This window comes from Caballeronia sp. DA-9 (assembly GCF_051615025.1).
Classification (GTDB): Bacteria; Pseudomonadota; Gammaproteobacteria; order Burkholderiales; family Burkholderiaceae; genus Caballeronia; species Caballeronia sordidicola.
In genome coordinates this window covers 2,687,811-2,709,060 of sequence record NZ_CP195133.1, presented here as the reverse complement: position 1 = coordinate 2,709,060, position 21,250 = coordinate 2,687,811, and the positions used below count along the sequence as shown (strand labels likewise).

The 21,250-nt window shown below is 59.9% G+C and carries 18 protein-coding genes and 1 other RNA gene; 15 read left to right on the top strand and 4 right to left on the bottom strand.

Annotated elements, in window-relative coordinates; translation table 11 throughout:
- Nucleotides 1-131: 131 nt before the first annotated feature.
- From ssrA to ompA, 4 genes are all read right to left on the bottom strand, one after another.
- Nucleotides 132-500, bottom strand: a transfer-messenger RNA (tmRNA) gene (ssrA, locus tag ACRWA7_RS28695).
- Nucleotides 501-574: 74 nt separating this feature from the next.
- The gene (gph, locus tag ACRWA7_RS28690) at nucleotides 575-1,291 is read right to left on the bottom strand and encodes a phosphoglycolate phosphatase (RefSeq protein ID WP_438396815.1); all 717 of its coding nucleotides are present in this window, start codon (nucleotides 1,289-1,291) and stop codon (nucleotides 575-577) included.
- A gap of 95 nt (nucleotides 1,292-1,386) precedes the next feature.
- Nucleotides 1,387-2,085 carry a bifunctional 2-polyprenyl-6-hydroxyphenol methylase/3-demethylubiquinol 3-O-methyltransferase UbiG gene (gene ubiG, locus ACRWA7_RS28685; RefSeq protein ID WP_060856099.1) on the bottom strand — a complete coding sequence of 233 codons (699 nt, stop codon included), beginning with the start codon at nucleotides 2,083-2,085 and terminating at the stop codon, nucleotides 1,387-1,389.
- 158 nt (nucleotides 2,086-2,243) lie between these two features.
- Nucleotides 2,244-2,903, bottom strand: coding sequence for an outer membrane protein OmpA (ompA, locus tag ACRWA7_RS28680; protein WP_060856098.1), 660 nt, complete (start codon nucleotides 2,901-2,903; stop codon nucleotides 2,244-2,246).
- 675 nt (nucleotides 2,904-3,578) lie between these two features.
- Between ompA and gyrA the strand changes: the two genes are divergently transcribed.
- The 15 genes from gyrA (at nucleotide 3,579) to rfaD (ending at nucleotide 21,242) form a co-directional block, all read left to right on the top strand.
- Complete coding sequence (gene gyrA / locus ACRWA7_RS28675; RefSeq protein WP_060856097.1) at nucleotides 3,579-6,257, top strand: DNA gyrase subunit A; 2,679 nt, start codon at nucleotides 3,579-3,581, stop codon at nucleotides 6,255-6,257.
- 133 nt (nucleotides 6,258-6,390) lie between these two features.
- Nucleotides 6,391-6,996, top strand: a complete 606-nt coding sequence (locus tag ACRWA7_RS28670; RefSeq protein ID WP_060856161.1) for a DUF2059 domain-containing protein — start codon at nucleotides 6,391-6,393, stop codon at nucleotides 6,994-6,996.
- A gap of 202 nt (nucleotides 6,997-7,198) precedes the next feature.
- Entirely contained in the window at nucleotides 7,199-8,281 is a 1,083-nt protein-coding gene (serC, locus tag ACRWA7_RS28665; protein ID WP_438393819.1) for a 3-phosphoserine/phosphohydroxythreonine transaminase, read from the top strand.
- A 60-nt stretch (nucleotides 8,282-8,341) separates the two neighbouring features.
- Nucleotides 8,342-9,424 (top strand): prephenate dehydratase, encoded by a 1,083-nt coding sequence (gene pheA, locus ACRWA7_RS28660; RefSeq protein WP_060856095.1) that lies wholly within the window; start codon nucleotides 8,342-8,344, stop codon nucleotides 9,422-9,424.
- 27 nt (nucleotides 9,425-9,451) lie between these two features.
- A complete protein-coding gene (gene hisC, locus ACRWA7_RS28655; RefSeq protein ID WP_438393817.1) occupies nucleotides 9,452-10,567 on the top strand; it encodes a histidinol-phosphate transaminase in 1,116 nt (371 codons plus the stop codon).
- A 27-nt stretch (nucleotides 10,568-10,594) separates the two neighbouring features.
- Entirely contained in the window at nucleotides 10,595-11,575 is a 981-nt protein-coding gene (locus tag ACRWA7_RS28650) for a prephenate dehydrogenase (RefSeq protein WP_438393815.1), read from the top strand.
- Nucleotides 11,576-11,591: 16 nt separating this feature from the next.
- The gene (gene aroA, locus ACRWA7_RS28645; protein WP_438393812.1) at nucleotides 11,592-12,896 is read left to right on the top strand and encodes a 3-phosphoshikimate 1-carboxyvinyltransferase; all 1,305 of its coding nucleotides are present in this window, start codon (nucleotides 11,592-11,594) and stop codon (nucleotides 12,894-12,896) included.
- 55 nt (nucleotides 12,897-12,951) lie between these two features.
- Complete coding sequence (gene cmk / locus ACRWA7_RS28640) at nucleotides 12,952-13,632, top strand: (d)CMP kinase (protein WP_060856091.1); 681 nt, start codon at nucleotides 12,952-12,954, stop codon at nucleotides 13,630-13,632.
- Between the two features lie 199 nt (nucleotides 13,633-13,831).
- Complete coding sequence (gene rpsA, locus ACRWA7_RS28635) at nucleotides 13,832-15,547, top strand: 30S ribosomal protein S1 (protein ID WP_047844853.1); 1,716 nt, start codon at nucleotides 13,832-13,834, stop codon at nucleotides 15,545-15,547.
- A 20-nt stretch (nucleotides 15,548-15,567) separates the two neighbouring features.
- A complete protein-coding gene (locus tag ACRWA7_RS28630) occupies nucleotides 15,568-15,909 on the top strand; it encodes an integration host factor subunit beta (protein WP_060856089.1) in 342 nt (113 codons plus the stop codon).
- 278 nt (nucleotides 15,910-16,187) lie between these two features.
- Nucleotides 16,188-16,481 carry a LapA family protein gene (locus ACRWA7_RS28625; protein WP_060856088.1) on the top strand — a complete coding sequence of 98 codons (294 nt, stop codon included), beginning with the start codon at nucleotides 16,188-16,190 and terminating at the stop codon, nucleotides 16,479-16,481.
- 78 nt (nucleotides 16,482-16,559) lie between these two features.
- On the top strand, nucleotides 16,560-17,735 hold the full coding sequence (gene lapB / locus ACRWA7_RS28620) for a lipopolysaccharide assembly protein LapB (protein WP_060856087.1): 1,176 nt from the start codon (nucleotides 16,560-16,562) through the stop codon (nucleotides 17,733-17,735).
- A gap of 143 nt (nucleotides 17,736-17,878) precedes the next feature.
- A complete protein-coding gene (locus ACRWA7_RS28615; protein WP_438393806.1) occupies nucleotides 17,879-19,270 on the top strand; it encodes a UDP-glucose dehydrogenase family protein in 1,392 nt (463 codons plus the stop codon).
- Nucleotides 19,248-20,231, top strand: coding sequence for a D-glycero-beta-D-manno-heptose-7-phosphate kinase (gene rfaE1, locus ACRWA7_RS28610; protein ID WP_060856085.1), 984 nt, complete (start codon nucleotides 19,248-19,250; stop codon nucleotides 20,229-20,231). The genes ACRWA7_RS28615 and rfaE1 overlap by 23 nt, the downstream gene beginning before the upstream one ends.
- 18 nt (nucleotides 20,232-20,249) lie before the next feature.
- A complete protein-coding gene (gene rfaD, locus ACRWA7_RS28605) occupies nucleotides 20,250-21,242 on the top strand; it encodes an ADP-glyceromanno-heptose 6-epimerase (protein ID WP_438393805.1) in 993 nt (330 codons plus the stop codon).
- The last annotated feature ends 8 nt before the right edge of the window (nucleotides 21,243-21,250 follow it).

The following is a 21,250-nucleotide window of genomic DNA, read 5'->3' as shown; positions in this document are numbered from 1 at the left end:
CGGCGGGACGTTCCGTTGCCGAGCGAACATGGAGGAAGGAGTTGGCCGATTGTGCGGACCTGAAATGCAAAACCCCGCATGCCTTGCGGCACGCGGGGTCTTGTTTCCGGCAAGAAAACCGGAAGCGGTATTGGTGGAGGCGGCGGGAATCGAACCCGCGTCCAGTAGCGCTCTACGACCAGTTCTACATACTTAGTTCTATCATTTGATTTAACCTGGCGACGCGGACGAACACGCTTCGCTTCGGCGATTCACTAGATTTTCGACCTTGGCGTCGTGACGCCGACAAGGCTTATCTGACGTATATGACCTCTCTCGGTATTGCTACCGGTCTTGCGACTCTAGTCCGTCAGTAAACTAGGGAGAGGCAGGCGGCCCTTAGGCTGCCAGTGCGAACGTTTCGTCGTTTGCAGTTACGTTTTTCCCATTGATTTACGAGGTGACGGGTCCTCGGTATGCCCTAGCCGCTTCGCAACCCCTGTCGAAACCAGGTCGCCCCCGAAGCATTGCGTATTATCTCACAGAACCATTCGCGCATAGCGCCGGCGCCAGTGAGCCTGAAAGACATCGCAAGTCATTGCACGTCCCTGAGCAATTCCTGCAGTTCGATGGTCGTTTCCACCACATGATCGGCGTGCCATCGCGTGGGCGGCAAGTCCGTGCCGCAGTATCCGTAGGCTGCCGCAACCGTGACCATGCCGGCCGCAAAACCCGCCTGGACATCGCGCAGATCGTCGCCCACGTAGACAACCTGCTCCGGTTTCTCTTCCATCAACTCGGCGGCGTGCAGCAATGGCGCCGGGTGAGGCTTGGAGTGCGAAGTGGTATCGCCGCAAACCAGGCACGCGGCACGTTCGGCCAGCCCGAGCAACGCCACGAGCGGCTCCGCCAGCCGGGTCACCTTATTCGTCACGATGCCCCAGCGCACGCCGCGGGCATCGAGCTGATCGAGCAGTTCATCGATACCCGGAAACAGCGTGGTTTCAATGCACAAATCCGCTTCGTAGTTGGCGAGGAATTCCTCGCGCATGGACGCGTAATCCGGATGCTCCGGACTTATCTCAAACGCGCCGCCGAGCAGACCCCGCGCACCCGCCGACGCCAGCGGCCGCAAGGTTTCCAGCGGCCGCATCTCGAGCCCGCGGTCGTGGCGCATCTTGTTGACGGCGGCAACGAGGTCGGGCGCGGTATCGGCGATCGTGCCGTCGAGATCGAACAGGATCGCCTGGCATAGTTTCAGCCTGTCCCGATCCTTCTCGTGCTGGGGATAAGGCGTTGGATCGTCGCTCATCACTGTCCGTACCGGTTCGATGACGTTCGGCTGCACCGGGTCCGCGTCTGTGGAATTCGAGTTGTCCTTTGGGCGATCGTTCATGTTCGTTCCCGTCATGCCACGCGCCGGCAAGCCATCATGTAATTGATGCTGGTGTCGTCGGAGAGGCCGAAGCGCTTCGAGAGCGGCCGGTATGTAATCCCCTTGATCTCGACGATATCCAATTGCGCCGAACGCACGTGTTGCGCAAGTTCTGACGGCTTGATGAAGCGCGCGTAGTCGTGCGTGCCGCGCGGCAGCATCCGGGCAATGTACTCTGCGCCAATCACGGCAAACAGGTACGCCTTGGCGTTCCGGTTCAGCGTGGAGAAGAACACCCAGCCGCCCGGTTTCACCAATGTGGCGCAGGCCTGGACGATTCCAGCGGGATCGGGTACGTGTTCCAGCATTTCCATGCACGTCACGATGTCATACGTGGCGGGTTCACGCGCGGCGAGCGCTTCCGCCGCGATTTCCTCGTACGCCACTTCCACGCCACTCTCGAGGCTGTGCAGGTCGGCCACGCCCAACGCACTCGCCGACAGATCCACGCCTTTCACGCTCGCGCCGCGTACCGCCATGGATTCGGACAGGATTCCACCGCCACAGCCGATATCCAGCGCGCGCTTGCCCGGCAGATGGGCGAGGCCGTCGATCCAGTCGAGGCGCACGGGATTCAGTTCATGCAGCGGTTTGAACTCGGCATTCGGGTCCCACCAGCGGTGAGCCAGCTCGCTGAATTTCTGAAGCTCGTGGGGATCGGCGTTGATCATGTGCGCATAGCCTTGAAACGAAAGTCGTAAACGGTCAGGCACCCAGTATATAGGCGGTGGCGCGACCGGGTAAAACGGGGCAGCCGGCTCGGGGGCGGCGAGCGCCCATAAAAAAAGCCCCACCGAAGCGGGGCTTTGATCCTGCGGCAAACAGTCGCTTATTGCTGCGGCTGACGCGAGGTTCCAACAACTTCCACTTCCACGCGACGATCCGGTGCGAGGCAGGCGATAAGTTGCTTGCGGTTTTTCTGGTTGCAACCGGTGGTAACCGGGTTGCGCTTGCCCTTGCCTTCCGTATAGATACGGTTGGCTTCGATGCCCTTGCTGACCAGGTATGCCTTGACAGCTTGCGCACGACGCAGCGACAGACGATCGTTGTACTTGTCCGAACCAATGCGGTCGGTGTAACCCGTCGCGACCACGACTTCCAGGTTCAGGTCGCCAATCTTCGAAGCGAGATCGTCAAGCTTGACCTTGCCAGCCGGCTTCAGGATTGCCTTGTCGAAGTCGAACAGAGCGTCAGCTTGATACGTAACCTTCTGGCTTTGGATGACCGGAGCAACCGGAGCAGCCGGTGCCGGCGGCGTCGGTGCTTGTGCAACCAGCGCGCCGTCGCACTTTGCGTTTGCCGTAGCCGGCGTCCAGAACGCATCGCGCCAGCAAAGCTCGTTCGTACCGTTCATCCACACATATTCGCCCGTGCCGTTCACCCAGTTGTCATTGACTGCCTGACGTGAAGCCGGGACCGATTGCGCCATAGCCGATGCAGCCATAACTGCGGTAGCTGCAATGAACGCGAGCTTTGAAAGTTTATTCATATTTCTCCTCTCGAAATTGAGATTACCGCAGGTTTACTGCGAGCCTTGTTGACAAAGACAAGTCATACATTGCTCGAAGTATAACATTACCGCGGAACAAAACGCTGTGTGTAGACTTCGAGCAGTGTCTAACTTTGTGCGTTGGCATTTTGCCATATCGTTCCCTTGCAACGATAAAAATATCCCCGGGCCCCCAACGCCCGCAACCTTATGTGGTGCATGCGCAACAAGACGGGGCATGGGAAAAGCAGGGTTTGATATGCGCGTCTTATGCGCATGATACGTGCCACGACGGAACTTTTTGGCAAAACATCAATACATTTTTTTCGACGGTATTTCGCGCCTTGGTAGCAGCGTCAAAAACCCGGGAATCGCGATCATAGCCGGTTAGTCTGACGTTTTCACATAGTTGCGTGAAGCAAATTGTAAGCTTTCGCTACGAATGTATTTCAAATTGTCGAAAAAGTTCCCTGTGATCCCGCGCCATTGCCCGGTGACTTCTCACTGACTATATGTATATACGCAGCACTGCCGGGCGCGGATGTCGCGCATGTTAGAATCGCGTGATGCGTTGCGTTCGCAATGCCGATGCTGAACGCCGGTGAATCGAGGGGAAAACGTCGCGAAAGGGACGTTTATTCCGCGCCGGCGCCGCACAGTTCAAGACACGGATAAATGGATCAATTCGCCAAAGAGACCCTGCCAATCTCCCTCGAGGAGGAAATGCGCCGCTCATATCTCGATTACGCGATGAGCGTGATCGTGGGGCGAGCGCTCCCCGATGTCCGCGACGGCTTGAAGCCTGTTCACCGTCGCGCGCTGTATTCCATGCACGAACTGAACAACGACTGGAATCGCGCTTACAAGAAGTCGGCGCGTATTGTCGGCGACGTGATCGGTAAATATCATCCGCACGGCGACCAGTCTGTCTACGACACCATCGTGCGGATGGCGCAGCCGTTTTCGCTGCGCTACATGCTGGTGGACGGGCAGGGCAATTTCGGTTCGGTTGACGGCGACAACGCCGCGGCCATGCGATACACCGAAATCCGGATGGCGAAGATCGGCCACGAATTGCTGGCGGATATCGACAAGGAAACGGTCGACTTCGGTCCGAACTACGACGGCAGCGAAAGCGAGCCGCTAGTGCTTCCGGCGCGTATTCCAAATCTCCTGATCAATGGCTCGGCCGGTATCGCGGTGGGCATGGCGACGAACATTCCGCCGCACAACCTCCGCGAAATCGTCGATGCCTGCATGCATCTGCTCAACAATCCCGACACGACCATCGACGAACTGATCGAGATCGTGCCCGCGCCGGATTTCCCGACGGCCGGCGTGATCTACGGCGTCTCGGGCGTGCGCGACGGTTATCGCACGGGACGCGGACGCGTTGTGATGCGCGCGACCACGCACTTCGAAGAGATCGATCGCGGCCAGCGCATGGCGATCATCGTCGACGAAATTCCGTATCAGGTGAACAAGCGCACGCTACTCGAGCGCATCGCCGAGCTCGTGAACGAGAAGAAGATCGAAGGCATCTCGGACATTCGCGACGAATCCGACAAGAGCGGCATGCGCGTGGTCGTCGAGCTGAAGCGCGGCGAAGTGCCGGAAGTCGTGCTGAACAACCTGTACAAGCTGACGCAGCTTCAGGATACGTTCGGCATGAACATGGTCGCGCTGGTCGACGGCCAGCCGCGCCTCTTGAACCTGAAGCAGATGCTGGAGTGTTTCCTGTCGCATCGGCGGGAAGTGCTGACGCGGCGCACTGTATACGAACTGCGCAAGGCGCGGGATCGCGGCCACGTGCTGGAAGGCCTGGCGGTGGCGCTCGCGAATATCGACGAATTCATCCGCATCATCAAGGCCGCGCCGACTCCGCCGATCGCAAAGCAGGACTTGATGAACAACGCCTGGGACTCGGAAATCGTGCGCGAAATGCTGTCGCGCGCGGAAACCGAAGCGTCGGGCGGGCGCCAGGCGTATCGGCCGGAAGGTTTGAACCCGGCGTACGGCATGCAGGCGGATGGCCTGTACAAGCTGTCGGACGTTCAGGCGCAGGAAATCCTGCAGATGCGCCTGCAACGCCTGACGGGGCTCGAGCAGGACAAGATTGTCGGCGAGTACAAGGACGTCATGGCGCAGATCGCCGATTTGCTCGATATCCTCGCGCGGCCGGAGCGGATTCGCGGAATCATCGTCGAGGAATTGACGACGGTTCGCGCCGAATTCGGCGACGAGCGCCGTTCGCGCATTGAACTGAACGCCACGGAACTGAACACAGAAGACCTGATCACGCCGCAGGAAATGGTCGTGACCATGTCGCACACCGGTTATGTGAAGTCGCAGCCGCTTTCCGAGTATCGGGCGCAAAAGCGCGGCGGGCGCGGCAAGCAGGCCACGCAGATGAAGGAAGACGACTGGATCGACACGCTGTTCATCGCGAATACCCACGATCACATGCTGTGCTTCTCGAACCGCGGCCGTGTCTACTGGATCAAGGTGTACGAGGTTCCACAAGGTTCGCGGAACTCGCGCGGCCGTCCGATCGTCAATATGTTTCCGCTGCAGGACGGCGAGAAGATCAACGTCGTGCTGCCGATCAAGGAATTTTCGGCCGACAAGTACGTCTTCATGGCGACCTCGCTGGGTACGGTCAAGAAGACGCCGCTGGAAGCATTCAGCCGGCCGCTGCGCAAGGGCATCATTGCGGTTGGGCTGGATGAGGGCGACTTCCTGATCGGCGCGGCGATCACGGACGGCGAGCATGACGTGATGCTGTTCTCGGATTCGGGCAAGGCAGTTCGCTTCGACGAAAACGACGTCCGCGCCATGGGCCGTGAAGCCCGCGGCGTGCGCGGCATGCAACTGGAAGACGGGCAGCAGGTCATTGCGCTGCTGGTGGCGGGCGGCGAGAACCAGTCGGTACTGACCGCGACCGAGAACGGGTTTGGCAAGCGCACGCCGATTGGCGAGTACACGCGTCATGGCCGCGGCACGAAGGGCATGATCGCCATCCAGACTTCGGAACGTAACGGCAAGGTGGTCGCCGCAACGCTCGTGGAGCCGGAGAGCGAGATCATGCTGATCACCAATACGGGCGTGCTGATTCGTACTCGCGTGTCGGAGATTCGTGAGATGGGCCGTGCAACCCAAGGTGTTACACTCATCAGTCTTGACGACGGCACGAAGCTATCCGGCCTGCAGCACATCGCCGAGGCGGAAGTGGCGGTCGAACTCGACGCGGATCTGGAAGGTGATGCGTCTGACTCGCTCGACACGCCATCAGCCGGCGACGCTGGCGACAGTCCCGATGACACGTCCGAAGGCGGCGAGGACACACCGTCCTGAGCGCCGCCTGGGTGACGAGCACTCGTTCTGTTTCTGAAAGCTTGAATCTATAAGCTGCGCGAACTTGAGGCATGTCCACGTTACATGCCGACTCGCGCAGCAGTAGAAACGAAAATTTTTTAAGGGAGTAATGATGCAAAAACAGTTTAAACAATGGATCTTGCTGGCTGCTTTGGTACCGGCTTTCGCATCGGCTCAATCGCTCCAGAGCCAATCGGCAGCGCCGGCATCGGCTGCGGCTACAGCGGCTCCGGATCCGGCGAAGCAAGCTGCGATCAAGAGCCTGCTGGATGCAATCGACGCGCAAAAGCTCGTCGGCGCCATTGGTAACAGCGCGCAAATGCAGTCGAAGCAACTGGTTCCGGCCATCTTGTCCGACGCTCTGAGCGAAAACAAGACGCTGAACGACAAGCAGAAACAAGCGGCAGTTCCTCAGCTCCAGAAGGACACGGTACCGAAGCTGGTTGACTCGGCAGGTCAGGTGTTCGCCACGGACTCGTTCCGTCAGGACGCCATGCAAGCTCAGTACGACGCTTACGCGAAGTACTACACCACGGCTGAAATCAACGACCTGACGACGTTCTACAAGAGCCCGACAGGACGCAAGTTCATCCAGGTTCAGGACCAGGTTGGTCGTGACGTGGTGAACGGCCTGATGCAAAAGTACATGCCGCAATCGATCAAGGCAACGCGTACGCAAGCAGACAGGGAAGTGGCAGCCGTCAAGCCGGCTAAGTAAAGTTACCGGCTCGCCAACCGGAGGCCGCGAGCGAGGTTGCCAGCGCGGTCGTAGTTTGGCGGGTTTTCGGGACGGTGCGATAATGGCTGTTTGCGTGCATACGCAAACAGCCATTTCTTTTTCAAGGCGCGGTTTTGGCGTGATTCAGCGTTATCGCTGACGTGTTCGCCATCGCGTCCGGCTTTTCGGGGTCTCTATTCTCATGCGCGTGTTCAATTTCTCCGCTGGTCCTGCTGCAATGCCCGAAGAAGTACTCCGTCAAGCTGCCGACGAAATGCTCGACTGGAACGGCAGTGGAATGAGCGTGATGGAAATGAGTCATCGCGGTGCCGAATTCATGTCGATTCATGAAGCGGCGCTGACCGATCTTCGCGATCTGCTCAAGGTGCCCGCGTCGCACCGGATCTTGTTCCTGCAGGGCGGCGGGATTGGCGAGAACGCCATCGTGCCGTTGAACCTGCTTGGATCGCGCAAGACGGCGGATTTCGTGGTGACCGGTTCCTGGTCGCAGAAATCGTTCAAGGAAGCGCAGAAATACGGCACGCCGCACATCGCGGCAAACGGCAAGACGGACCAGGGCTTCACGCACGTCCCGAAGATCGCCGAATGGCATCTCTCCGACGACCCCGCGTACGTCCATCTCTGCACGAACGAAACCATCGACGGCGTGGAAACGTTCGAGATTCCCGATCTCGGTTCCGTGCCGCTGGTTGCCGACGCTTCGTCGCACATTCTTTCCCGCCCGATGGACATCGCCAAATACGGCGTGCTCTTTGGCGGCGCGCAGAAGAATATCGGCATGGCGGGCGTGACGGTCTTGATCGTGCGCGAGGATCTGCTCGATCGCGCGCTGGCTATTTGTCCTTCGGCGTTCGAATGGAAGACCATCGCCGAAAACAATTCCATGTACAACACGCCGCCCACCTACGCCATCTACATTGCCGGCCTTGTTTTCAAGTGGCTGAAAAAGCAGGGCGGACTGCAAGCCATGGAGGCGCGCAGTATCGAGAAGTCGTCGTTGCTGTATGACACCATCGACTCGAGCAGTTTCTATCTGAACAAAGTTGAGCGTCAGTCGCGCTCGAGAATGAACGTACCGTTTTTTCTCGCCGACGAAACCCGTAACGAAGCATTCCTGGCCGGCGCGAAAGCGCGCGGCCTGCTGCAGCTGAAAGGCCACAAGTCGGTCGGCGGCATGCGCGCGTCCATCTATAACGCCGTGCCGCTCGAAGCGGTGAAGACGCTTGTTGAGTATATGAAGGAATTCGAGCAGGCCAGCGCTTGACGCTGGCGGCGTTTTCTTTTTGATGCTTCACCTTGCCTGACCGACTCAAACAAACATTGCATGGACGACGACCTTAATTCTCGACTCAAACCACTGCGTGAACGCATCGATGCGCTCGACGCGCAACTCATCGCGCTCCTGAACCAGCGTGCCGCGGTCGCGCTCGAAGTGGGCGAAGTGAAAAAGCATTTCAACGCGCCGGTGTTTCGCCCGGAACGCGAACTGCAGGTGATCGCGCGGCTCCAGGACATGAGCGAAGGACCGCTCGGCGGCGATCACATCAGCGCGATCTGGCGTGAAATCATGGCGGCCAGCCGCGCGCTCGAACAGACGCTTCGGGCCGCGTTTCTCGGACCGGTTGGCACGTACAGCGAGCAGGCGATGTTCGAGTATTTCGGACATTCCATTGAAGGCTTGCCGTGTCCCTCCATCGACGAAGTGTTTCGTTCCGTTGAAGCGGGCGCGGCCGAGTTTGGTGTCGTGCCGGTCGAGAATTCGGCGGAAGGCGCGGTGTCGCGGACGCTGGATCTGCTGTTGCAGACATCGCTTGTGATCGGCGGCGAACTGGCCTTGCCGATTCACCATAATTTGTTGAGCGCAACTGGCTCGCTCGAAGGCGTGACGCGTGTGTTTGCCCATCCGCAAGCGCTCGCGCAATGCCAGCATTGGTTGACCGCGAATGCGCCCACGTTGACGCGCCAGGCGGTATCGAGCAATGCGGAAGCGGCGCGGCTCGCGGTCGACGACCCGACCATTGCCGCGATTGCCGGCGACCGGGCCGCAACGCATTACGGCCTGGGCGTGGTCAGTTCCATGATTCAGGACGACCCGCATAACCGCACGCGCTTTGTAATGATTGGCAAGGAGCGCACCGGCGCGAGCGGGTTCGACCAGACTTCGCTGATTGTTTCGGTGGCGAACGAGCCCGGCGCATTGCTGAAACTGCTTGAACCGCTGGCACGGCATGGTGTGTCGATGACGCGTTTCGAGTCGCGCCCGGCGCGCGTCGGCACGTGGGAATACTACTTTTATATCGACGTCGAAGGCCATCGCGACGATGCCGCCGTCGCCGCCGCGCTCGCCGAACTCGGCGAAAAAGCCGAGTTCCTCAAGGTCCTTGGATCGTATCCGCGCGCTCGTTGAGTCCTGATAAAAAACGCTGGAGAAACTATGACATCGCAATTCGGCCCTTCCTACGTGCGTGCGATCGCGCCTTATATTGCCGGCAAGCCGATCTCGGAAGTGGCGCGTGAATTTGGGTTGAACGAAGCGGACATCGTGAAGCTCGCATCGAATGAAAATCCGCTTGGCATGCCCGAATCGGCGAAGCGCGCGATGACGCAAGCCATGGCCGAACTCGGCCGCTATCCGGATTCGAACGGCTTCGAGTTGAAGGCCGCGCTCGGCGAGCGCTATGGCGTGCCGCCGGAGTGGATCACGCTTGGCAACGGCAGCAACGATATTCTCGAAATTGCCGCGCATGCATTGGTGGAAAAGGGCCAGTCGGTGGTTTATTCGCAATACTCGTTCGCGGTCTATGCGCTTGCCACACAAGGCCTGGGCGCGCGCGCGATTGTCGTGCCGGCTGTGAAATACGGTCACGATCTGGATGCGATGCTCGCCGCAATCGCTGACGACACGCGGCTCGTGTTCGTCGCGAATCCGAACAACCCAACGGGTACCTTCATTGAAGGTCCGGCGCTCGAAGCATTTATCTCGCGCGTGCCGCGGCACGTGGCAATCGTGCTGGACGAGGCGTACACGGAATACCTGGCGCAGGACAAGCGCTACGATTCCATCGAATGGGTGCGTCGTTATCCGAACCTGATCGTGTCGCGGACTTTTTCCAAGGCGTTCGGTCTGGCTGGATTGCGCGTGGGTTTTGCAATCGCCCAGCCGGAACAGACCGATTTGCTGAACCGGCTGCGTCAGCCATTCAATGTGAATTCGCTCGCGCAAGCCGCGGCTATCGCTGCGTTGAAGGACACGGCGTTTCTCGTGAAGAGCGCGGAGATCAACGCGGCGGGTTATCGCCGGCTGACCGAAGCGTTCGATAAACTCGGCCTGGAATACGTGCCCTCAGACGGCAACTTCGTGATGGTGCGCGTGGGCCAGGACGACGCCGCCGGCCAGCGCGTCAATCTCGCGTTGCTCAGGCAGGGCGTGATCGTGCGCCCGGTAGCGAACTATGGCCTGTTGCCGTGGCTGCGTGTCACGATTGGTTTGCCGGAAGAAAACGAGGCGTTTATTGCCGCGCTCGAAAAAGCGTTGGCGGCAATAGCCTGATCGTTTCAGGGTTCGCCTGGGGCTTGCATGCGAGCCCTCGATTTTTCACTCTCGCGCCTTCGGGCGCGTTTTTATCGATGTGCCGTGGCTGCGTTCTCATTCAATAAACTCGTGATTTTCGGTGTCGGCCTGATCGGCGGATCGCTTGCGCGCGCGTTGCGCGAACGCGCCGGCGCGACGGGCGAAATCATCGGTGTTGGCCGCTCCGCAAGGTCCGTCGAACGCGCGCTGGAACTTGGCGTGATCGATTCCGCCGTGCTTTTTGACGACGACGCCGCGCTGGAAAAAGCGCTGCACGATGCCGATTTCGTCCTGATCGCGGCGCCCGTTGCGCAAACCGAGCCGCTGCTGCGAAGGATCGTGCCGTTCCTTGGCGCACGCACTATAGTCACCGATGCCGGCAGCACAAAAAATGACGCCGTTGCCGCAGCGCATGCAGCGCTTGGCGCGCGCGCCGCGCAGTTCGTGCCGGGCCATCCCATAGCCGGCCGTGAGTCGAGCGGTGTTGATGCCGCGCTGCCCGATCTTTACGTCGATAAAAACGTGGTGCTCTGTCCGCTCCCGGAGAACGCGCCGCAATCCGTGGAACGCGTCGCCGAAATGTGGCGTGAAACGGGCGCCTGCGTGCATCGGATGAGCGCCGAGCAGCACGACGGCGTGTTCGCGGCGGTGAGCCACTTGCCGCACGTGTTGTCGTTCGCGCTCGTCGAACAGATTCTGGAAGCGCCGGATGCCGCGCTGAAATTCTCGTTCGCGGCGGGCGGTTTTCGCGATTTCACGCGGATCGCGGCATCGAGCCCGGAAATGTGGCGCGACGTGTGTATCGCGAACCGGACGGCGTTGCTTACCGAAATCGATGCTTATACCCACGTACTGGCGCGTTTTCGCCAGGCTATCGAAGCTTTCGATGCCGCCGCGCTTGAAGCCGCATTCGAGCGCTCGCGCCAGGCGCGAAGCCAATGGCAACAAGGCGGCGCGATCAAAACCGCCGACGATTCCGCACAATAGTTAACTGGACTTGCACATGGAACATCTCGATCTCGGACCTTTTTCACGTGCGTCCGGCACGCTCCGGCTGCCCGGATCGAAGAGCATTTCTAACCGCGTTCTGCTGCTCGCCGCGTTGGCGCAAGGCGAAACGGTCATCACCAATCTTCTTGATTCCGACGATACCCGCGTCATGCTCGCCGCGCTCGATACGCTCGGCGTCGAAGTCAAGAACGATGGCGAGCGTTGCGTCGTGAAGGGCACGGGCGGCGGCTTTCCCGTGAAAGCGGCGGAACTGTTTCTCGGCAATGCCGGCACCGCGGTGCGGCCGCTCACCGCGGCGCTCGCGTTGAACGGCGGCGAATATCGCGTGCATGGCGTGCCGCGCATGCACGAACGGCCGATCGGCGATCTTGTGGATGGCCTGCGCCAGATCGGCGCCGCGATCGATTACGAAGGAAACGCTGGATTCCCGCCGCTGCGCATCCACCCGGCGCAGATTTCCGTCGATCAGCCGATCAAGGTTCGCGGCGACGTTTCCAGCCAGTTCCTGACCGCGCTGCTGATGAGCTTGCCGCTTGCGCACAGCACGCGCGGCCCGATCGTGATCGAAGTTGAAGGCGAACTGATTTCGAAACCGTATATAGAGATCACGATCAAGCTGATGGAGCGTTTCGGGATGACCGTCGAGCGCGACGGCTGGTCGCGCTTCACGCTGCCGGCGGGCGCCCGTTATCAATCGCCGGGCGCGATCGCGGTGGAAGGCGACGCGTCGTCGGCGTCATATTTTCTCGCGGCCGGCGCGCTGGGCGGCGGGCCGCTGCGCGTGGAAGGCGTGGGCCGCGCGAGCATTCAGGGCGACGTGAATTTCGCCGATGCGCTGATCCGCATGGGCGCGAACGTGATGCTCGGCGACGACTGGATCGAAGTGCGCGGCGTGGAATCCGACGACGGCCGCCTGACGCCCATCGACATGGATTTCAACCTGATCCCGGATGCCGCCATGACCATTGCAGTCGCGGCGCTGTTCGCCAACGGCACGACCACGCTGCGCAATATTGCGAGCTGGCGCGTGAAGGAAACCGACCGCATCGCCGCAATGGCCACCGAACTGCGCAAGGTCGGCGCAACGGTGGAGGAGGGGGCGGACTATCTGGTCGTGACGCCGCCGGCGCAACTCACGCCGAATGCGGCTATTGACACCTACGACGATCATCGGATGGCCATGTGTTTCTCGCTCGTGAGCCTCGGGCGCGTGCCGGTGCGCATCAACGATCCGAAATGCGTGGCGAAGACTTTCCCGGATTACTTCGAGCAATTTGCCCGGCTGGCGAGGGCGTGATGACTGTGACTTATATATATAGACGGGCCGTTCTTGGCCGCCCGGGACGCCCGCGATGAAACCGACCCGTCCCTTTCATCAAACGCCGGTCATTACCATCGACGGCCCAACGGCCTCGGGCAAGGGCACCGTGGCCGCCGTGGTCGCGGCCACACTGGGCTTCCATTTGCTCGATAGCGGCGCGTTGTACAGGCTCACCGCACTGGCGAGCGCGCGTTACAACATCGAGCCCGATAACGGCGATGCACTCGCGGAACTCGTGGCCGAGCTTCACATCACGTTTCGCGAAGGCTGCGCGCAACTCGATGGCGTAGACGTTTCCACCGAGATTCGCGCCGAGGAAGTCGGCAACCGCGCGTCGGCGATTGCGGTGCACAGTCAGGTTAGGACGGCGCTGATTGCCCGCCAACGCGCGTTCCGCAAGCCTCCGGGGCTCGTCGCGGATGGCCGCGACATGGGAACTGTTATTTTCCCCGATGCAACGCTCAAGGTATTCCTCACGGCGAGCGTGGAAGCGCGCGCCGCGCGGCGGCATAAGCAATTGATACAAAAAGGCTTTTCTGCTAATATGGAAGACTTGCTGCGAGATTTGCGCGAGCGGGACGCACGGGACAGCAGCCGCGCGGCCGCACCGCTCAAGCCCGCAGTGGACGCGAAGACCCTGGACACTTCCGGACTCTCCATCGACCAGGCGGTCGATCAGATCATCGGGTGGTACAAGGCAATTCACGTTTAAGGCGCTGTATTCGTTGTTTACGTGTTGCAAAAAGCCGACAGATTTGTCGGCCGAAGTTCTGGAAGTTCGTTGGAGCTCCATGAGAAACATGGAGCATGTTTTAACCCCTCAACCCCGTGTGGCGCTCGCTTTTTTCTTGCAATCAGCCCGAATGTTTCGGGCAGGCAAACGCGAAGTAGCCGCGCAACTATAGATTTTTATGTCCGACCTGCAAACATCTACCCCGAATACCGAATCTTTTGCGGCTCTGTTCGAAGAGTCGTTGACCAAGCAGGACATGCGTGCGGGTGAAGTCATCTCCGCAGAAGTCGTGCGTGTCGACCACAATTTCGTGGTTGTCAACGCTGGTCTCAAGTCCGAAGCCTACATCCCGCTCGAAGAATTTCTGAACGACGCGGGCGAGGTAGAAGTGCAGGCGGGCGACTTTGTTTCAGTGGCTATCGATGCGCTGGAAAACGGTTATGGCGACACCATCCTGTCGCGTGACAAGGCGAAGCGTCTGGCTTCGTGGCTGTCGCTGGAAAAAGCGCTGGACAACAACGAACTCGTGACCGGCACGATCACGGGCAAGGTCAAGGGCGGCATGACCGTAATGGTCAACGGCATCCGCGCGTTCCTGCCGGGTTCGCTGGTTGACACGCGTCCGGTCAAGGACACGACCCCGTACGAAGGCAAGACGCTCGAATTCCGCGTGATCAAGCTGGACCGCAAGCGTAACAACGTGGTGTTGTCGCGCCGCGCCGTGATCGAGGCCACGCAAGGCGAAGAGCGCGCAAAGCTGCTCGAGACGCTGAAGGAAGGCGCGATCGTGGAAGGCGTGGTCAAGAACATCACCGACTACGGCGCATTCGTGGACCTCGGCGGTATCGACGGCCTGCTGCACATCACGGACATCGCATGGCGTCGTGTGCGTCACCCGAGCGAAGTGCTGTCGGTTGGCCAGGAAGTCACCGCGAAGATCCTCAAGTTCGACCAAGAGAAGAACCGCGTTTCGCTGGGTATCAAGCAACTCGGCGACGATCCGTGGGAAGGCATTTCCCGCCGTTACCCGTCGGGCACGCGTCTGTTCGGCAAGGTCACGAACATCACCGACTACGGCGCATTCGTTGAAGTGGAATCGGGCATCGAAGGCTTGGTTCACGTGTCGGAAATGGACTGGACGAACAAGAACGTTGCACCGTCGAAGGTTGTGCAGCTTGGCGACGAAGTCGAAGTCATGGTTCTCGAAATCGACGAAGACCGCCGCCGTATCAGCCTCGGCATGAAGCAGTGCAAGCCGAACCCGTGGGACGACTTCAGCCGCAACTTCAAGAAGGGTGACAAGCTGGAAGGCGCCATCAAGTCGATCACCGACTTCGGCGTGTTCATCGGTTTGCCGGGCGGCATCGACGGTCTGGTTCACCTCTCGGACCTGTCGTGGAGCGAAACGGGCGAAGAAGCGGTTCGCAAGTACAAGAAGGGCGACGAAGTTCAGGCAATCGTTCTGGGCATCGACGTGGAGAAGGAACGCATTTCCCTGGGTATCAAGCAGCTCGAAGGCGATCCGTTCAGCAATTTCGTGGCAATGAACGACAAGGGCGCGACGGTTGACGGCGTGGTCAAGTCGGTTGACGCGAAGGGCGCAGTCGTGACCTTGACGGCGGACGTGGAAGGTTATCTGCGTGCTTCGGAAATCGCTCAGGACCGCGTGGAAGATGCTCGCAACGTGCTGAAGGAAGGCGACAAGGTCAACGCGATGATTATCAACATCGATCGCAAGTCGCGTGGCATCAACCTGTCGATCAAGGCCAAGGATTCGGCTGAGCAACAGGAAGCTATCCGTGGTCTGGCTTCGGCTGACTCGAGCACGGCCGCAACCGGCACGACGAACCTTGGCGCGCTGTTGAAGGCCAAGCTCGACGGCCAGAACGGCTAAGCCGCAGGTATTGCTGCAGCATGACCAAATCGGAATTGGTCGCCCAACTGGCGCTGCGATTTCCGCAACTTGTTCTTAAAGATGCGGATTTCGCAGTGAAGACGATGCTCGATGCGATGTCGGACGCCCTGGCAAATGGCCATCGCATCGAAATTCGCGGTTTCGGCAGTTTCGGGCTCAATCGCCGGCCATCGCGCGTTGGCCGCAATCCCAAGTCAGGGGAAAAAGTGCTGGTACCGGAGAAATTCGTACCGCATTTCAAACCGGGCAAGGAGTTGCGTGAACGCGTCGATGGGCGGGCGGGCGAGCCGCTGAAGCAGTCGAATGAACCGGACAGCGACGAAGACGACGATATCGTTTGATCAACGTCCAATTCCTGGCGGTTCAAGCGCCGCATAGCCAGCGGCAAATGACCGAAAAAAGCACCCATCCGGGTGCTTTTTTTATGCCTGCGCGGCAATGTGTCCGGGTAGACCGATCGGCCTAACGCCCCAAGCTTTGCGCTTCGCTCCATACGCATCAATTACAATACCGGACGCTCACCCACCTCCGGCGACGTGGCGCGCGCATTGCGCGTCAGCGAAAGCCGTGGCTTGGTTATGAGCCGCTTCATCCGGTTATTGCCGTCAAAGAGACCCTTATGAAATTTTTTGTCTGGCTGATTCGTATCCTCGTTTTCATCGTGTTGCTGGTGCTTGCGCTCGCCAACACGCAAACGGCGACGCTTAATTTCCTTGCCGGCTATTCGTGGAGTGCGCCGCTTATCCTGATCGGGCTGGCGTTTTTTGTGGTCGGCTTACTGGCCGGATTGCTGTCCTCGCTGCCGACCGTATTTCGCCTGAGGATGGAAAATGCCCGGCTCAAGCGGGAATTGCGCACGGTGCGTGACGTGCCGGTCGTCCCGCAGGACCCGCCCATGCCGCCACTGATTTAACGGGTCGCAAGCGTGAATGCGCTTGGCGCCGGCGTCACGCAATCGCCCCATTCGCCCCTAACTTAAACAAGAATTCGCATGGATCTAGATTTCTGGTGGTTGCTTGTCATTCCCGTCGCGTTTGCGCTTGGCTGGATGGCTTCCCGCTATGACCTGAAAACGCTACTGTCCGAAAACGCCAATCTGCCGCGCTCGTACTTTCGCGGCCTCAATTTCCTGCTGAACGAGCAGCACGACAAAGCCATCGATGCGTTTATTGAAGTGGCGAAGCTCGATCCTGAAACCATCGAACTGCACTTTGCACTCGGCAATCTGTTTCGCCGGCGCGGGGAAACCGACCGCGCGATCCGCGTGCATCAAAATTTGCTGAGTCGTCCCGATCTTCCTGTCGCCGAGCGCGATCACGCGCTGTACGAACTCGGGCAGGATTTCCTGAAAGCGGGCCTGCTCGATCGTGCGGAAGAGACGTTCCGCTCGCTCGAGGCGGGTGAGTACGCGCTTGGTGCGCAACGGGCGCTGCTGACCATTTACGAGATCGAAAAGGACTGGAACAAGTCGATTGCCACGGCCGAGCGCATCGAGCAAATGGGTGCGGCTTCGCTCGCCAAGGAAGTTGCGCAGTTTCATTGCGAGCTCGCACAGGAAGCGCTGCAGCGCAAGAACCCTGCCGATGCGCGCGCCGAGTTGAAACTTGCGCTCGCGGCGAATCCGGAGAACGTGCGCGCGACTATCCTAGTTGGCGATGTGGATGCAGCCGGCGGCGACCTGGAAGCGGCAATTGTGTGCTGGCGCCGGGTGGAGGCGCAAAACCCGGCCTATCTGCCACTGGTCGCGGAAAAGCTGGTGCAAGCCTACACGCAACTTGGCCGGACCGCCGAAGGCGTGGATCTGCTGGTCGACTTTGTAAACCGCTATCCGACCAATGATCTACTCGACGTCGCGTTCAAGCATGTATCCGAACTGCGCGGGCTAGATGCTGCGCACACGCTCGCGCGGCATCAGATGCAGACGTCGCCGAACCTCGCAGGCATGACGCGGTTGCTGGAGGCGCAAGTGGCGACCGCCGAGGAGCCGCGCCGTAGCGAACTCGAACTCATGCGTGCGCTCGTCAAGCAGCGGACCAAAAACCTGCCGCGCTACACGTGCCAGAATTGTGGTTTTCGCGCGCGTCTTTTTTATTGGCAATGCCCAGGCTGCAGTGGCTGGGAAACCTATGCACCGCGTCGGGTGGAACCGATCACCGCAGCCGCCTGAAGGTGAGCGCATCGGTCGCCCGTGCGGGCCAATTGCGCGCCAGGGACCCAGGTCCCGCATGGTGCATGCAATGTTTAAATCGATCGGATTTCGTGGCCGTCGTGGCCTGATTTTCGACACTCACCGGATCCTCCGGAACGCATATGAAAATATCCATCATCGGGACGGGCTACGTCGGACTTGTGACCGGCGCGTGCCTTGCTGAAATCGGTAACGACGTGCTCTGCCTCGATGTCGATCCGACCAAGATCGACATCCTCAACAACGGCGGCGTGCCGATCCACGAACCGGGCCTTCTCGAAATGCTCAAGCGCACTCGGGCCGCTGGGCGGATTCGCTTTTCGACCGATATAAAAGAGAGCGTCGAGCACGGCGAGATTCAGTTCATTGCCGTGGGAACGCCTCCCGACGAAGACGGTTCTGCGGATCTGCAATACGTGCTCGAAGCGGCGCGAAACATCGGGCGATATGCGAACGGCTTTAAAGTGATCGTCGATAAATCCACGGTCCCGGTCGGCACGGCCCAGCACGTTCGCCGGGTGATCGAAGAGCAGTTGCGGGAGCGCGGCATCGAGCCGACCGGACAGAACGGGTTCTCCGTGCTGTCGAATCCTGAGTTCCTGAAAGAAGGCGCGGCCGTTGATGACTTCATGCGTCCTGATCGCATCGTGCTGGGCGTTGACGACGATGAAGCCGGCCAGCGTGCGCGCGAAAAGATCAAGGTTCTTTACGCGCCGTTCAACCGCAATCACGAGCGCACGCTCTATATGGATGTGCGCTCGGCCGAGTTCACGAAGTACGCGGCCAACGCCATGCTGGCCACGCGCATCTCGTTCATGAACGATCTCTCGAATCTCGCCGATGCAGTCGGTGCGGACATCGAGGCGGTGCGTCGTGGGATTGGATCGGATCCGCGCATCGGTTACCACTTCCTGTACGCAGGTTGCGGTTATGGCGGTTCGTGTTTCCCGAAGGACGTGCAGGCGCTCGCACAAACGGCGCGCGAAAACGGGCATCGGCTGCGGATTCTAGAAGCGGTCGAAGAAGTGAACGATCTGCAGAAGGAAATACTCGTCACGAAGATCACGAAGCGCATGGGCGAAGACTTGCGCGGGCGCACGTTCGCCGTGTGGGGGCTCGCGTTCAAGCCGAATACCGACGACATGCGCGAAGCGTCGAGCCGCCCGCTGATCGGCGCGCTGCTTGCGCGGGGCGCGACGGTGCGTGCCTACGATCCCGTGGCGCTGGCGGAAAGCCGCCGCGTTTTCGCGCTCGATCTCGCCGACAAACCCGATCAACTCGAGCGCCTTCTTTTTGTCGATTCACAAAAAGACGCGCTGCCGGGCGCGGATGCGCTCGTGATCGTGACCGAGTGGAAGGAATTCAAGAGTCCGGACTTCGCGCATTTGAAGAGCGAACTCAAGATGCCCGTCATCTTCGACGGCCGCAACCTGTATGAACCCGAGGCGATGGCGGAACTCGGCATCGATTATTTTGCAATAGGACGTCCCCATGTCGAACTCACTCACGCCTGAAATCGCATCGGGTGCGTCGGTGAGCCGGATTGCTTCGGTTCCGCGCGCTCGCATTGCCGCGGCGCGCGTGCTGGTGGTCGGCGACGTGATGCTCGACCGCTACTGGTTTGGCGACGTGAACCGTATCTCCCCGGAAGCGCCGGTGCCGGTCGTGCACGTGCAGCGCAAGGAGGACCGGCTTGGCGGCGCGGCCAACGTCGCGCGCAACGCGGCGGCGCTCGGTGCGCAAGCCGGCCTCCTGTGCGTGGTCGGGCACGACGAGCCCGGCGAGTGCATTGTCCAGTTGCTGGACGAGAGCCGCGTGACGGCTCATCTGGAGCGCGATCCGGAGTTGCTCACGACCATCAAGCTGCGCGTTTTATCGCGGCAGCAGCAACTGCTGCGCGTCGATTTCGAGAACTCGCCCACGCACGAAGTGTTGAGCGCGTGCCTTGCACGCTTCGAAACACTTTTGCCGCAACACGATGTGATCCTGATGTCGGACTACGCGAAGGGCGGTTTGACGCACGTCACGCAGATGATCGCGGACTCCCGCCGAACCGGCAAAGCCGTGCTGGTCGATCCGAAGGGCGACGACTGGGACCGTTATCGCGGCGCCACGCTGATCACGCCGAACCGCGCCGAATTGCGCGAAGTGGTCGGGCGCTGGAATTCCGAAGAAGATTTGCTGGCGCGCGTGACCGCGTTGCGCGAATCGCTGGAAATCAGCGCGCTCTTGCTTACGCGCTCGGAAGAAGGCATGACGCTTTTCACCGCCGACAAAGTCGTCCACACGCAGGCCGATGCACGCGAAGTGTATGATGTTTCGGGTGCGGGAGACACGGTCATTGCAACCGTTGCAACCATGCTGGGCGCGGGCGTGCCGCTGATTGACTCCATCGCTTACGCCAACCGGGCGGCGGGAATCGTCGTCGGAAAACTGGGTACGGCGACCGTGGACTACAACGAACTTTTCGCCTGATATTCGGCTAAAACCACCATGACAATCATCGTTACCGGCGCGGCCGGTTTTATTGGCAGCAATATCGTCAAGGCGCTCAACGAGCGTGGCGAACAACGGGTGATCGCGGTCGACAACCTGACGCGCGCCGATAAATTCAAGAACCTGGTCGATTGCGAGATCGACGATTATCTCGATAAAACCGAGTTCGTCGCGCGCTTCAAACGCGGCGATTTCGGCAAGGTGAAAGCCGTTTTCCACGAAGGCGCGTGCTCCGACACCATGGAGACGGACGGCCGCTACATGATGGAAAACAACTTCCGCTACAGTCGAGACGTGCTGGATACTTGCCTCGCAAATGGCGTGCAGTTTCTGTATGCATCGTCGGCGGCGGTTTATGGCGGATCGAGCGAATTCGTGGAAAACCGCGAACTGGAGAAGCCGCTGAATGTATACGGCTATTCGAAATTCCTCTTCGATCAAATCATTCGCCAGATCCTGCCGACCGCAAAAAGCCAGATTGCGGGCTTCCGGTACTTCAACGTGTATGGTCAGCGCGAGACCCACAAAGGGCGCATGGCTTCGGTAGCGTTCCACAACTTCAACCAGTTTCGTGCCGATGGCAAAGTGAAGCTGTTCGGCGAATACAACGGTTATGGCGCGGGCGAGCAGACGCGCGATTTCGTTTCCGTGGAAGACGTGACCAAGGTGAACCTGCACTTCTTCGATCATCCGGAGAAGTCGGGAATCTTCAATCTCGGCACTGGGCGCGCGCAGCCGTTCAACGACATTGCGTCGACGGTGGTGAACTCGTTGCGCGCAATCAACGGCGAGCCGCCGCTGTCGCTCGCCGAGCTCGTGCAGCGCGGCTTGATCGAATACATTCCGTTTCCCGACGCACTGCGCGGCAAGTATCAATGCTTCACGCAGGCGAACCAGTCGAAGCTGCGCAATGCAGGCTACGACGCACCGTTCCTGACGGTACAGGAAGGCGTCGATCGCTACGTGCGTTGGCTATTCGGTCAGCTATAAAAGCGCTT